The 12,607-nt window shown below is 61.8% G+C and carries 14 protein-coding genes; 4 read left to right on the top strand and 10 right to left on the bottom strand.

Features of this window, described 5'->3' with window-relative positions:
* The first annotated feature begins 227 nt into the window (after positions 1–227).
* The gene (locus OJJ21_RS15870; RefSeq protein WP_297687637.1) at positions 228–1,097 is read left to right on the top strand and encodes a flagellar hook basal-body protein; all 870 of its coding nucleotides are present in this window, start codon (positions 228–230) and stop codon (positions 1,095–1,097) included.
* 9 nt (positions 1,098–1,106) lie between these two features.
* Here OJJ21_RS15870 and OJJ21_RS15865 read toward each other — a convergent pair whose 3' ends face one another.
* The 5 genes from OJJ21_RS15865 to OJJ21_RS15845 all read right to left on the bottom strand — a co-directional run bounded on the left by OJJ21_RS15865 (position 1,107) and on the right by OJJ21_RS15845 (position 5,618).
* Positions 1,107–2,591, bottom strand: a complete 1,485-nt coding sequence (locus OJJ21_RS15865; protein WP_297687635.1) for a HAMP domain-containing sensor histidine kinase — start codon at positions 2,589–2,591, stop codon at positions 1,107–1,109.
* Entirely contained in the window at positions 2,591–3,316 is a 726-nt protein-coding gene (locus tag OJJ21_RS15860) for a response regulator (RefSeq protein WP_297687633.1), read from the bottom strand. The genes OJJ21_RS15865 and OJJ21_RS15860 overlap by 1 nt, the downstream gene beginning before the upstream one ends.
* Positions 3,317–3,508: 192 nt before the next feature.
* Positions 3,509–4,144, bottom strand: coding sequence for a TIGR02466 family protein (locus tag OJJ21_RS15855; RefSeq protein ID WP_297687631.1), 636 nt, complete (start codon positions 4,142–4,144; stop codon positions 3,509–3,511).
* Complete coding sequence (locus OJJ21_RS15850; protein WP_297687629.1) at positions 4,141–4,902, bottom strand: hypothetical protein; 762 nt, start codon at positions 4,900–4,902, stop codon at positions 4,141–4,143. The genes OJJ21_RS15855 and OJJ21_RS15850 overlap by 4 nt, the downstream gene beginning before the upstream one ends.
* Positions 4,903–4,910: 8 nt before the next feature.
* Positions 4,911–5,618: a flagellar hook capping FlgD N-terminal domain-containing protein gene (locus OJJ21_RS15845; protein ID WP_297687627.1), complete on the bottom strand. Its 708-nt coding sequence runs from the start codon at positions 5,616–5,618 to the stop codon at positions 4,911–4,913.
* Between the two features lie 242 nt (positions 5,619–5,860).
* Here OJJ21_RS15845 and OJJ21_RS15840 point away from each other — a divergent pair, with 242 nt between their 5' ends.
* Together OJJ21_RS15840 and OJJ21_RS15835 are read left to right on the top strand one after the other, a co-directional pair.
* A complete protein-coding gene (locus OJJ21_RS15840; RefSeq protein WP_297687625.1) occupies positions 5,861–6,628 on the top strand; it encodes a phosphatase PAP2 family protein in 768 nt (255 codons plus the stop codon).
* Positions 6,629–6,694: 66 nt separating this feature from the next.
* Positions 6,695–7,537, top strand: coding sequence for an aldo/keto reductase (locus OJJ21_RS15835; RefSeq protein ID WP_297687623.1), 843 nt, complete (start codon positions 6,695–6,697; stop codon positions 7,535–7,537).
* Positions 7,538–7,546: 9 nt separating this feature from the next.
* On the opposite strand, the gene OJJ21_RS15830 is transcribed toward OJJ21_RS15835, so the two are convergent.
* Genes OJJ21_RS15830 through OJJ21_RS15810 form a run of 5 tightly spaced genes read right to left on the bottom strand, consistent with a single transcriptional unit; the run spans position 7,547 to position 11,756 of the window.
* Entirely contained in the window at positions 7,547–8,104 is a 558-nt protein-coding gene (locus tag OJJ21_RS15830; protein ID WP_297687621.1) for an NADPH-dependent FMN reductase, read from the bottom strand.
* A 10-nt stretch (positions 8,105–8,114) separates the two neighbouring features.
* On the bottom strand, positions 8,115–9,623 hold the full coding sequence (locus OJJ21_RS15825; RefSeq protein ID WP_297687619.1) for a tripartite tricarboxylate transporter permease: 1,509 nt from the start codon (positions 9,621–9,623) through the stop codon (positions 8,115–8,117).
* Positions 9,620–10,087: a tripartite tricarboxylate transporter TctB family protein gene (locus OJJ21_RS15820; protein WP_297687617.1), complete on the bottom strand. Its 468-nt coding sequence runs from the start codon at positions 10,085–10,087 to the stop codon at positions 9,620–9,622. Before OJJ21_RS15820 ends, OJJ21_RS15825 begins: the two co-directional genes overlap by 4 nt.
* A gap of 12 nt (positions 10,088–10,099) precedes the next feature.
* The gene (locus OJJ21_RS15815) at positions 10,100–11,071 is read right to left on the bottom strand and encodes a tripartite tricarboxylate transporter substrate binding protein (protein WP_297687615.1); all 972 of its coding nucleotides are present in this window, start codon (positions 11,069–11,071) and stop codon (positions 10,100–10,102) included.
* 52 nt (positions 11,072–11,123) lie between these two features.
* Positions 11,124–11,756, bottom strand: coding sequence for a nuclear transport factor 2 family protein (locus tag OJJ21_RS15810; protein ID WP_297687613.1), 633 nt, complete (start codon positions 11,754–11,756; stop codon positions 11,124–11,126).
* 56 nt (positions 11,757–11,812) lie between these two features.
* Between OJJ21_RS15810 and OJJ21_RS15805 the strand changes: the two genes are divergently transcribed.
* A complete protein-coding gene (locus OJJ21_RS15805) occupies positions 11,813–12,586 on the top strand; it encodes an IclR family transcriptional regulator (RefSeq protein WP_297687611.1) in 774 nt (257 codons plus the stop codon).
* The last annotated feature ends 21 nt before the right edge of the window (positions 12,587–12,607 follow it).

Below are 12,607 nucleotides of genomic sequence, written 5' to 3'. Positions count from 1 at the left end.
ATTCTGAAAGAATATTTCAGGAACAATTTTCGATGCTCTGAGAACGACTTATCGGCATCTTGCGCCCTGCCCCGCTCCCACGCACCGGCGCCTGCACAGGCCATTTCCGCCGCCCCGTCATCATGTTGCGGACCGTGTCGAAAACCCGGCTGCCGCCGTCACGCGGTGATGGCGGCCTGCGGCACGCGCCTTGCTCCTGCCGGCACAGGACAAACCGGAGCAGAGCGATGACGATCAATGGTGTGATGAGCGTGGCGGTGCAGGCGATCACGGCACAGTCGATGGCGATCAGCAACATCTCGGACAACGTCGCCAATGCCACCACCGTTGGCTACAAGGCGGTCGAGACGCAGTTCCTCGATGTGCTGCAGGGCATGCAGGCCACCAGCAGTCCGGTACTGGGCAGCACCAAGCAGGGCGGTGTTATCGCCTATGCTGATTTTGCCAATCGCGGCCAGGGCCAGATCGTCGACGACGACAGCGACACTTCGGCGGCAATCAGCGGCAACGGCTTCTTTGCGGTTGCCAAACCGACCGGCGTGGACCCGGAAACCGGTGAACCGACCGGCTTTGAAAATGCCGTCTATTATACCCGCCAGGGCGACTTCCACCTCGACAGCAGCGGCCGCCTGGTCAATTCCGCCGGCTATTACCTGATGGGATCGGCCAGCGGAACCGGCACCACGCCATCGGTATTGACCATCGATACCGGCGACAATGCCGCCGGCAGCGGCTTCACCGGGGTCAGCATCGGCGACGGGGGCGTAATCACGGCGCACTACAGCGACAAGACGACGTCCGCCCAGGGCCAGGTGCTGCTGGCAAATTTCCGCGAACCCGACAAGCTGGATCGCGTGGACGGCAATGCCTTCATCGCCACCACTGATTCGGGCGCGGCCGTCTACGGCAATCCGATGGCCGGCACCAATCGGGCCGGAATCGGCACCATCGTTGGCGGTGCACTGGAACAATCCACTGTCGATACCGCCAACCAGATGACCAAACTGATCGTGGCGCAGCAGGCCTATTCGATGAATTCGCAGGTGATCCAGACCGCCAATGCCATGATGAGCACGGTGATGGATATGAAAGGCTGAGTGGTGCGGTCAGGCCAGACCGAAAGGCAGAAACACCTCGACTTCAAGGCCATGCGGTTGGCGGTTGCGCAGGTGGATAGCGCCGCGATGCTCCAGGATGATGGCGCGGGCGACGCTCAGCCCCATGCCCAGGCCACCGGTCTCGCGGCTACGCGAGGCATCGACGCGGTAAAAGGGCTGGAACACCTTTTCCATCTCGTCCTCCGGAATGCCTGGACCACTGTCGCGGACGAAGATACGTACGCCATTGATCTCGGGGATCAGCGACACATACGCGTAATCGCTGTATTTGATCGCATTGTCGATCAGGTTCACGATCGCGCGCAGAATGGCGGTCGGCCGGCAGTGCAGCGCCAGATGCGACGGTCCGGAATATTCGATCACCGCGCCGGCATCGGTGCGGTCGTCGCAGAGCGTGACCAGCAGCACGGCAAAATCGACTTTCTCCATCGGTTCGTTGCGCGGATTGAAGGAGGCGAAGGACAGCAGCTGATCGGTCAGCATTTCCATGAAATGCAGTTCATCCAGCATGCGCTGGCGCTGCTCCGGATCATCGACATACTCCGCCCGCAGCTGCAGCCGGGTCAGCGGCGTGCGCAGGTCATGCGACAGGGCGATAACCAGTTCGGTGCGGTCGCGCACAAAGCGGTTGATCTTGTCCTGCATGTCGTTGAAAGCGGCTGCTATGGCGCGGAATTCCACCGGGCCCTTCTCGGGCAGGCTGACCGGCTCCTGTTCCGCCCGCCAGCCCTGCGCCGCTGTCACCAGTTGCTTGAACGGACGCAACATGCGCCAGGTCGACCAGAAAGCCAGGCCGGCGATGATACTGGTCAGCAGAACAAACCACAGCAGGGTGACAACAAGCGGGGATAACGGCTCGAAACTGATCTTGGCGCGATACGCCTGCCAGCGACCATTCTGCTGGATCCAGATGGCAAACATGCCGGGCACGCTGAAATCATCTCCCGCCCCAGCGCTGAACAATGGTGGCGGCGGCCGATCACCGAGCGAAAAATCGGGTGGCGGACCAGGAGGGGGTCCGAGCGGCGTTCCGGGCGGCACTCCGGGCGGAGGTCCTGGCGGCGGCCCTATGCGCGGCCCCATCATCGACCAGAGCAGCATGTAGCCCGGCCGTGGCAGATCCAGTTCCACCATCATGTGATCCACCAGTCCGTCGGTCAGCGCAAGCTGGATGCGACGCTGGAATTCACGCAGCAGGAAAGACTGGTTGGCCGGCGCCGATGGCGGTTCACCCGGATCGACCAGGCGCATCAGGATATCGGAGTCGGCAGCCGGCTGGCCGGAAACATGGCGCCGCATCTCGGCGGTGAGCGCATCGACGCTGTAATGCGGGATGTCGCGCGGGCGCGTTGCCTGCAACAGCAGCACCGTGGCGACCTGGGTACACAGGATCGCCAGAATAATCGTTCCCGCGATGCGCCAGACGATGCGATCGCTGCCAAACCGGCGCAGCGACCGTCCGATGAACTTCATTATGCCGCCTGCAGTGCCTGTACCTCTGGCGTGAAAATATACCCGCCACTGCGGACTGTCTTTATCAGTTCAGGCATATTCGGGTCGAGTTCGATCTTTTTCCGCAGCCGACTGACCTGTACATCGATGCTGCGGTCGAACAGCACAGTGGAGCGGCCGCGCGTCAGATCCAGCAACTGGTCACGACTCAGCACCCGTTGGGGATGCTCGGCAAAGGCGATCAACAGATCGAATTCACCCGAGGTGAGCGGCAACAGGGCGCCGTCAGGCGAACGCAGGTGGCGCTTGCCGATCTCCAGCGTCCAGCCCCCGAAGGCATAGGCCTGCGGCCGGTCGATCTCGTCGGCGGATGCCGTGGCGGCACGACGCAGAATCGCCTTGATGCGGGCCACCAGCTCGCGCGGGCTGAACGGCTTGGTCAGATAGTCGTCGGCACCGATTTCCAGGCCGAGGATACGATCAGCCTCCCCGGACAGCGCGGTCAGCATCAGAATCGGGATGGAAACCTCCTGCCGCAGACGGCGGCAGAGCTGCAAGCCATCCTCGCCCGGCAGCATCAGATCAAGCACGATCAGGTCGAAGCGGCCGTTCTTGAGAGCCGACTGCATGCCACGACCATCGGCAGCGGGGGTGACGCGAAATCCATGCTCGGTGAGAAACCGCATCAGGAGAGTACGAATCTCGCGGTCGTCATCGACGATCAGAATGTGAGGTGTACGGGACATCGGAATATGCACTGCGGGAATCACTGTTTCGTGTCCGCATATGATGCCAGTCGATGCCGCAATGCGAAAGCATGAGTTTGTAACGAAGTGTTGCCTTCTGCAGTTAACGCTTGTTTACCAAGGTGACAGTGCTCACACCGAGGGGCTTTTCCGTGCAGAGATCGCGACGCGTTGTCGCAACCTGCGCAGGATTCAAAGCGACAGATTGAAGGCAACCGAAATCCGTTTGGAATCGCCCTCGTAAGCCTGTACCGCATGCAGCAGCCAAGAGGGAAAGATCAGCAGCAGGCCGCTGCGCGGAAAAATCCGCTCACCAAGCCCGGCAGTGACGCAGCCCTTGATCGCCATCTTGACCAATGGATTATAGGCCATAGGCAAGGGGCCGCGCGGATCGTAGAATTCGATTGCGCCACCGCGCCCCTCGGCACCGGCGATACCGCCGTCATCGACATAGAAGCAGCCCGACCAGAAGGCTCCGGGATGGCAATGCATATCGTTGCCATCCCCGGGCCCGTTGATATTGGCCCAGCCATTCACCTTCCAGGCCAGGCGCTGCCGTTCCAGGCCATTCGACCCGCAAACCATGGTGATGTTGTGAACCGCCTCATCGATCACGGCATACAGTGCCTTACCTGCGACACCGGCCCAGTCGAAAAAATCATCGCGCGATTGCCAGCCTCCACGATTGCTGTGCCGCACACCAGGTTCGACAGCTGATCGATCGAGGATTACCGCATGCAACGCATCCAACAGCGCCCGCTGTCCGGCCAGATCGACCTGCACCAGCGGCGTGGCAAACAGATGGCGGATTTCACTATGTGCCGTCATGGCTGCAGCCGCGATGCATAACGCGGCGCCGGATTGCCATGGAAATCATGTGCGCCGGTATGGGTGAGACGGCCGGTTGTGTCGAGCCAGACCTTGCCGCCGGCGCGGCGCCAGCGCCAGCAGAAGGCATAATCCTCACTCAGATACGTACCGGTATCCGGATCGATCATGCAGTCGAACAGGGCGTGATAGGTCTGGTTTCCACGCACCGGCGGGTGCACCAACATGCTGCTGTAACGCAGTTCCGGATAGAATCCAATCATGCGCTTGATGGCTGTGCGGGTAACCAACATGAAGCCGGTTCCGGCATGAATCCCGGTCATGAAACCGTCCCGAATTTCCAAGTCCTTCGCGCCGCATGGCGTACCGCAGTAGCGCAGCGCGTCCTCCTCCCCCCAGTTACTTTCCTGGTCGCGCTGACGGGTCGCGCGGACATGATCCCAGTCGAGCACCTTGAGCGGGTAGATGCCGGCAACGACATCCTCACTGAACCGCAGCATGCGCTCAACCTGCCTGGGATCGAAGGAAATGTCGGCATCGACAAACAGAAGATGGGTTGCTTGTGGCATGTCGAGAAAGGCCGCGACCAGAGTATTCCGGCTGCGGGTGATGAGCGAGTCATTGCCCAGCATCGCCAGGGTAACGTCGAAGAAACTGCTGCGGGCATGCTGCATCAACCCGATGATCGACTGCATATAGGCCTGGTGAACCTGCCCGCCATAGCAGGGGGTGGCGACAAAAACGAACGGACGCGACATCACTGCACTCAGGCGTCGGATTCGTCGGTATCAGTCATGGCGAAGACGGCAATCACATCCTCGGGCAGAACCTTCATGCCGGAGACGATCAGATACTGCTCGCCATCGATGCTCTCGACCGCCTCGACATAGCCGCGGGCATAAACATTCGTGCCATCCACCACCTGTCCGGAGGCATCCTTGGCCGTGACTTCCAGCGTATAGGTGCCGGGCTCGCAGGCATTGCCATCGGCATCCGTGCCGTCCCAGGCGACCTCAATGCGGCCACTGGTGCCTGCGCCGGCATCCTCCGCGCTCATGCTGCCGCTGCGCACCACATTACCGTCCTCATCGAGAATCTTGTACTGCACGGTTTGGGCATCTTCGGGCAAATCGTAGGACCAGAAGGCGGTACCACCCTCGGCCAGCTCGACCTCGTTGCTGTCGAAATCGACCACCTTGCCGATATAGCTGAGATTGGCGCTCGACTGCTGGCTTTGCAGCATCGCAATCATGGTTTCCAGGTTCTTGTTCATATTGATCTGCTGCTCGACCTGACTGAACTGAACCAGTTGCTCGGTGAACTGGTTCGCATCCATCGGATCGGTCGGATCCTGGTTCTTGAGCTGGGTGGTCAAAAGCTGCAGGAAGGTATCGAAATCGCTGGCCAACACGCTGGAGGCGCTACTGGCGGCCGAGGCGGAGGTTGTGCTGGTGGAGCTGACTGCGGTGACCATGGCTGTTCTCCTTCCGAAGAGTTCGCCATCGGTCTAGCGCAACGTAATCGGCGAAAAATGCAAAACCTGAATGCCGCAATGCTGCGTAACAAATTACAGATCCAGTATTAATTTTCGTTAGCCATATTTTGTCTCCTGGTCCGGTCACCGTTTGGTCATCGCATTCCTGTCGTTTGACTACGGTCGAGATGTCAGATTCGTGACAGATTGGGGACAGAAAACGCAGTCAAACGGTGCTCGCCATGCAGACCGACCTCGCCATGCTTCTCGCCCCCATCATCGCCTGGGATCACGCAATCAGCCTCTGGCTCAACCAGTTCGCCGGCGACCATGTCGCCGTCGATCGCTTCATCTACAATCTCGCCGATTCCGCCATGCTGAAAGGAGGCCTGTTCATGGCCTTCCTGTGGTGGCAATGGTTTCAGCGCGACGCAGCGACATCGCAGCGCCGCCAAACCATCCTCACCGCCCTGGCCGGCGCCATTCTCGCCATCGGCGTCGCCCGTGTGCTGCAGATCATGCTGCCGTTCCGAGAACGACCGCTGCACACCGACAGCCTGACCATGATCACGCCTGTCGGGGTCAATCCGGATACGCTGGATGGCTGGAGCTCTTTCCCCAGCGACCATGCCGTGCTGTTTTTCGCCCTGGCGATGGCGGTATGGCGACTGCATCGGCCGCTCGGTGTTTTGGCCTTTCTGTGGAGCGCCATGGCGATCTGCCTGCCGCGCGTCTATCTCGGTTATCATTACGCCACCGACATTCTGGTCGGCGCCGCCATCGGTGCAGTGATCATGCAGCTGGCTTTCATGCTGCTGCGGCCGGCTCTGCTGGCACAGCCGCTGCTGCGCTGGGAGGCCCGCCATGCCACATCTTTCTACTGCCTCGCCTTCCTCGCCACACTGGAACTTGCCGTTCTTTTCCAGGATGTGCGCCAACTGGCCAGCGACAGCCTTGGCCTGGTACATCACCTGACGGTGACAACCGCCGTGGCGACGGAAACAGAATAACCGGGGCTCGAAAGACCCGTGCAACGGCGGTAGTCTGGCGGCATCCGGGCCAATGACGGAGCCGCCATGACGACGAACAGAACTGTGCGCCTGCCGGGCGGGGAGACCATACCTCGCCTGGGCCAGGGAACCTGGCAGATGGCCGAGAAACCGGGCCTGCGCAAGGCCGAGATCGCCGCGTTGCGGCTCGGCCTCGATCTCGGCATGACGCTGATCGATACCGCCGAGATGTATGCCGATGGCGGTTCGGAGGAGCTGGTCGCCGAGGCGATTGCCGGTCGGCGCGACGAGGTGTTTCTGGTCAGCAAGGTTCTGCCCAGCAACTCAAGCCGCAAAGGCACGCTGGCCGCCTGCGAACGCAGCCTGAAGCGGCTGCGCACCGGGCGGATCGATCTCTACCTGCTGCACTGGCGAGGCAGCCCGCCGCTGGCCGAGACGCTGGATGCTTTCGAAACCCTGCAACAGGCCGGAAAAATCCGCCACTGGGGCGTCAGCAATTTCGACACCGGTGACATGGCAGAGCTGTCGCGCGATCCGCGCGGCACCGCCTGCGCCACCAACCAGGTGCTCTACAATCTGACGCGCCGCGGTATCGAATTCGATCTGCTGCCCTGGCAGCGCCAGCAACAGCAGCCGGTCATGGCTTATTCCCCGATCGAGCAGGGCCGCCTGGCAAGGCATAAGGCATTGCAGGCAATCTCGCAGAAGCATGCAGCGACGCCGGCACAAATCGCTTTGGCTTGGCTGCTGCGGCAGGACAATGTGATCTCGATTCCGAAGGCCACCGCCGAACAGCATGTGCGCGATAATCACGCCGCGCTCGATCTGATGCTGACGGCGGAAGATCTGGTGGCGCTCGATGCCGCTTTCCCGCCGCCGAAAAAGGCCCGCCCGCTCGAAATGATATGAAGAGACTCCCTACCCCTTCAGCCTGACGGTCCAGGCCTGCAAGGCGACTAGAAGCTTCTGGATGAACTCGCGCGTCGGCTGGTCGGTCAGCTTGCCATCGGCATCGAACTTAGTCTGCGCCATGCCGATGAAGACTTCCGGCTTGTTCACCGGGTGGGCGTTCAGGAACACCATCATCTTGCGCAGGTCGTATTGCGCGCGCCCCGTGCCCAGCGGACCCATGGCAGCGCCCATGATGGCGACCGGCTTGCCGTCAAAAGGCTGCGGCTGCAGGCGCGAGACCCAGTCGATGGCATTCTTCAGCACGCCGGGGATGGAGAAATTATATTCCGGTGTCACGATCAGGATCGCGTCGGCCTCGCCCAGCGCCTTGCCCAGGCGCTCGGCCGGTGCCGGAAAGCCCTGCTGCCGGATGTCGTCATTGTAGAGCGGCAGGTCGCCGATCTCGGCCGGTGTGATGGTCATGCCCGCCGGCGCGACCTCGATGGCGGTGCTCAGCGCCATCATGTTGTAGGAGGCTTTGCGCAGGCTGCCGCACAGGGCGGCCACGCGAATGGTATCGGACATAGTAAACTCCTTAAGGCTCGGCCTGGAAAATCTCGCGACGCCGTGCGCCGAGATGCGGCAGCAGGACCAGGCAGGGAATCAGCAGCGCCAGTCCGATCAGGATAGCAGCCAGCGGCCGTGTCGCGAAGACACTCAGATCGCCATCCGACAGCGCCAGAGCGCGCCGCAGATGCTCTTCGATCAGCGGCCCGAGCACGAAGCCAAGGACCAGTGGTGCCGGTTCGAGATCGAGTTTCGACATGACATAACCGAGCAGGCCGAAACCGACCGCCAGAAAGACCTCGAAGACGCTGCCGTTCACGCCGAAGACGCCGATGCAGCAGAACAGGAAGATCGCCGGGAACATATGCCGGTACGGCACTTTGAGGAACTGCACCCAGATGCCGACCAGCGGCAGGTTGATGATCACCAGCATGATATTGCCGAGCAGCATGCTGGCAATCAGACCCCAGAACAGGTCGGGCCGTTCGGTCATCACCGTCGGCCCCGGCGCGATACCGTGAATCATCATGCCGCCGACCAGCAGGGCCAGCACCGCGTTGGGCGGAATTCCCAGCGTGAGCAGTGGAATGAAGGAAGCCTGGGCGGCGGCATTGTTGGCCGATTCCGGTCCGGCCAGCCCCTCGACGGCGCCGTGGCCGAATTCCTCGGGCCGACGCGACAGCCGCTTTTCCAGCCCGTAGGAGGTGAAGGCCGCCAGAATCGAGCCGCCGCCCGGCAGGATACCGAGAATAGTGCCGAGGATGGTGCCGCGCAGCACTGCCGGTGCCGCGCGCCGCGCCTCGGCGCGCGATGGCCATAGCCGGCCGACCGCCTTGATCATATTGCCGGCGCCTTCGCCGCCTTCCAGATTGCGCATCACTTCGGCGATGCCGAACAGGCCGACCGCCAGCGGCACGAAACCGATGCCGTCCGACAGTTCGGGGATATCGAAGGTCAGTCGGCCGTAACCGGTGTTGATGTCGCGCCCGACGCCGCCGAGGATCAGGCCAAGGCAGACCATGGCGATCGAGCCGATCATCGAGCCATGCGACATGGCGATCGAAATCGACAGGCCGAGCAGCATAAGGCCGAAATACTCCGTCGAGCCGAAGGCCAGGGCGATCCTGGCAAATTCCGGACCGAACAGCACATTCAGCATGGTGCCGACAATGCCGGCGAAGAACGAGCCCAAAGCGGCAATTGCCAGGGCCGAACCGGCGCGGCCGCGGACCGCCATCTGGTAACCGTCGAGACAGGTGACGACCGAAGCGGATTCGCCTGGTACCTTCATCAGGATCGAGGTGGTCGATCCGCCATACTGCGAACCGTAATAGATGCCGGCCAGCATGATCAGGGCCGCCACCGGCGACAGGTAGAACGTAACCGGCAGCAGCATGGCGATGGTGGCGACCGGTCCGATGCCGGGCAGCACGCCGATCAGCGTGCCACAGAGCGCGCCGAGGAAGCAGAACAACAGGTTCTCAGGCTGCAGCGCGATGCCCAGCCCGGAGATGAAAAACTCCAGCGATTGCATCATGCGTGGAACTCTGGCCAGATCGGCACCTGCAGGCGCAGGCCATAGCCGAACAGCAGGGTGACGAAGGCAGCCAGCACCAGTGCCAAGACGATGCGTTCGCGCCGCGACAGGCTGGATGAACCGTAGCTGGCGATGAAGGTGGCGCATGCGGCCGTCACGGCCAGTCCCAGCCAGGGCAGCAGCAGAGCGAAGACCGTCATGGCAGCGGGGATGACAAAAGGCCGCAACACAAGTCGCAGTTGCAGACCTTCCACCGGATCGACCGACTGCTTCAGGCTGCGCAAAATCTGGATTATGCCGAGCAGCGCGATGACGCCACTTGCCATCTGCAGCACCATGCCGGGCCCCATATCCGACATGGTGCCGCTCGGATAATGCCAGATGAGCACAAAAATGCCTCCGCCGACGAGCAGCAACAGCCCGCCGGCGAATATGTCTCTGGATATGGTTTTCGGACGCGACATCAAGAACAGACGTTACTGCTGCTGGATGCCATCATCCTGCATTACCTTGCCCCAGCGCTTGATCTCGCTGCCGAGATGCGCGGTGAAAGCCGGCGCGGTGCTGATTTCGGGCAGGAAATTCGCCTCTTCCACCTGCTTGCGCACTTCCGGCTTACCAAGCGCCGTCTTGATCGCCGCATTCATTTTGGCGACAATCGGCTCCGGAGTACCGGCCGGGAAAGCCAGACCGTACCAGGTGGTGACGTCGTAAGCTTTCAGGCCGGCTTCGGCCACGGTCGGCACATCGGGCAGCGCCGGAAAGCGCTTGGCCGACGTCACCGCCAGCGCCTTGAGCTCACCGCCCTTGATCTGCCCAACCACCGGGGCCGCCACCTCGAACAGCAACTCGACTTCACCGCCACGCACCGCTGCAATGGCAGCCGGCGTACCGCGATAGGGAATATGACGGATTTCGCCGCCGCTCATGTTACGGAAGACCAGGCCGGCGAAATGCTGCGTGCTGCCGACACCGACGCTGGCGAAGCGGATCTTGCCCGGCTGCGACTTGATCAGGGCGATCAGACTCTTGCCATCGGTGGCAGCCAAGTCCTTGTTGGCGGTGATCACCAGAGGCATGGTCGCCACCAGCGAAACCGGCGCAAATGATTTTTCAGAGTCATACGGGAGGCTCTTGTAGAGCGTGGCAGATACGGCATGGCCGTTATTCATCATGAAGATGGTGTGACCATCCTTCGGCGCCTTGGCGACGAAATCGGCGCCGATGGTGCCGCCTGCGCCGGGCTTGTTTTCCACCACGACCGGCTGGCCGAGAATGTCCGACAACGGCTGTGCCACTATTCGGGCGATGATGTCGGTGCCGCCACCAGCGCCGAAACCCACCACCATGCGGATCGGACGCTCCGGCCAGGCCTGCGCCATCGCCGCGCCGGCAGCCAGTGTGGTTGCCATCGCAAGCGTGAGTGATACGGTTGCAATCTTTTTCATGGTTTCCTCCTCCGAATCCCGGATTTTTATCCGTGGATATTTATAGGTCCCGTTATGCCGCGATCGGCTGCATGAACATCTGCGGCGTGATGGCCTCGCCGCGCAGCCAGGCAGCGCCGCGGCGATACAGTGCCTCGACCTCGGCACCCTTCAGGCCCGGCATGTCGCGTTTCACCTTGTACCCGATCTCTTCCTGGATATAGGCCAGATGGCGATAGCCCTCCGGCAGGGTCGCCAGTTTGGCCACATCGATCTTCGGCATTGCGGCCGGTTCGACGGGATCGATACGGTCCTTCTCGTAGATCGGCTGGCGCAGCACGACGCCCCAGCGACCATTGCGCTTTTCCAGAAAGTCGTAGAAACGGCCGGTGCAGACCACGTCGCAGATCACGCCATGCACGGGCGCACGCTGCGAGATCGTCATCTTGGTCTGGCTGACCGCACGGTTATCGGCGAGATCGATCGAAATGCCGCCGAGGAAATGCAGGATGCTGACGCCCTTGGCCCAGCCCTCCTGGCTGACGCGGATGAAATCCGCTGCCGGCCCCTGGAACCAGGTCGCCATCATCCAGCCGTCATCATGCCAGACGGTGCGGAAGCGTTCCCAGTCGCCGGCATCACGCCACATCGCCCAGTTCTGCAGCAGATCGGCAATGATGAGGCGATCTTCCTGTTCCGGCGTCATTTTTCCTCCTCTCGGACTTGATTTAACAAGTTCATATATATAAACTGGTTCATAATATGAAACAGGCTTCGTCTGCGACTGTCAAGTCGGCCGACCGCGTGCTCGATATCCTCGAGGCCGTGGCACAGGGCCGTGACTCGTTCTCACAGCTGATGACCGTGCTGGGTATTCCGCGCAGCAGCCTGTTTCAGCTGCTCGGCAATCTCACCGCGCGCGGCTATCTGCTGCAGAACGCGGCAACATCGCGCTATGCCCTGGGAGAAAAGATCGCCGATCTGGCCAAGCGGCGCCCTGCCCTGCCGTTGCAGGCGATCGTGCTGCCGTGGCTGCAGCGCCTTAGCCAGGAAACCAGCGAAACCACCGGCTTTTATGTGCGCGACGGCGACCATGTGACGGCAATCGCCACCCAGACCGGCGGGCAGGCGCTGGCCTATACCATGAGGGTGGGCGAAAAGGCGCCGCTCTATGCGATCTCCTCAGGCAAGATCGCGCTCAGCCATATGAGCGACCAGGAGATCAAGGCCTATCTGGCGCGCACCGAATTCGAGAGCTTCACGTCGCAGACGCTCACCACGGCAAAGCAGGTCTGGGAGCAGATCCGGCTGGCACGCGAGGAAGGCTTTGCCTATGCGCGGGAGGAATTCACCGTCGGCATCACCGGCATTGCGGCCGGCGTGCTGGTGCAAGGCGAGCTAGCCGGCAGCATCAACCTCGCCGTGCCGACTGTGCGTTTTACCAAGGCCAGTGCCGCCCTGATCCGCCAGCGTCTGCGCTCGGCCACTGCCGGGATGGCGACCGCGATTGAGAATGCCGGTTTCCGTCCGGCCTGATCAGCAGACTACCCAATCCAT

The sequence above is a fragment of the Ferrovibrio sp. genome (assembly GCF_025869515.1).
Taxonomy (GTDB): domain Bacteria; phylum Pseudomonadota; class Alphaproteobacteria; order Ferrovibrionales; family Ferrovibrionaceae; genus Ferrovibrio.
This window is presented reverse-complemented; position numbering and strand designations above follow the sequence as displayed.

What these genes read in the sequence shown, in the direction of transcription:
- OJJ21_RS15865 (WP_297687635.1), bottom strand. Translation starts at nt 2,591, where the DNA reads ATGAAGTTCATCGGACGGTCGCTGCGCCGGTTTGGCAGCGATCGCATC.
- OJJ21_RS15860 (WP_297687633.1), bottom strand. Translation starts at nt 3,316, where the DNA reads ATGTCCCGTACACCTCACATTCTGATCGTCGATGACGACCGCGAGATT.
- OJJ21_RS15835 (WP_297687623.1), top strand. Translation starts at nt 6,695, where the DNA reads ATGACGACGAACAGAACTGTGCGCCTGCCGGGCGGGGAGACCATACCT.
- OJJ21_RS15825 (WP_297687619.1), bottom strand. Translation starts at nt 9,623, where the DNA reads ATGATGCAATCGCTGGAGTTTTTCATCTCCGGGCTGGGCATCGCGCTG.
- OJJ21_RS15840 (WP_297687625.1), top strand. Translation starts at nt 5,861, where the DNA reads ATGCAGACCGACCTCGCCATGCTTCTCGCCCCCATCATCGCCTGGGAT.
- OJJ21_RS15815 (WP_297687615.1), bottom strand. Translation starts at nt 11,071, where the DNA reads ATGAAAAAGATTGCAACCGTATCACTCACGCTTGCGATGGCAACCACA.
- OJJ21_RS15855 (WP_297687631.1), bottom strand. Translation starts at nt 4,144, where the DNA reads ATGACGGCACATAGTGAAATCCGCCATCTGTTTGCCACGCCGCTGGTG.
- OJJ21_RS15850 (WP_297687629.1), bottom strand. Translation starts at nt 4,902, where the DNA reads ATGTCGCGTCCGTTCGTTTTTGTCGCCACCCCCTGCTATGGCGGGCAG.
- OJJ21_RS15820 (WP_297687617.1), bottom strand. Translation starts at nt 10,087, where the DNA reads ATGTCGCGTCCGAAAACCATATCCAGAGACATATTCGCCGGCGGGCTG.
- OJJ21_RS15810 (WP_297687613.1), bottom strand. Translation starts at nt 11,756, where the DNA reads ATGACGCCGGAACAGGAAGATCGCCTCATCATTGCCGATCTGCTGCAG.
- OJJ21_RS15830 (WP_297687621.1), bottom strand. Translation starts at nt 8,104, where the DNA reads ATGTCCGATACCATTCGCGTGGCCGCCCTGTGCGGCAGCCTGCGCAAA.
- OJJ21_RS15870 (WP_297687637.1), top strand. Translation starts at nt 228, where the DNA reads ATGACGATCAATGGTGTGATGAGCGTGGCGGTGCAGGCGATCACGGCA.
- OJJ21_RS15805 (WP_297687611.1), top strand. Translation starts at nt 11,813, where the DNA reads ATGAAACAGGCTTCGTCTGCGACTGTCAAGTCGGCCGACCGCGTGCTC.
- OJJ21_RS15845 (WP_297687627.1), bottom strand. Translation starts at nt 5,618, where the DNA reads ATGGTCACCGCAGTCAGCTCCACCAGCACAACCTCCGCCTCGGCCGCC.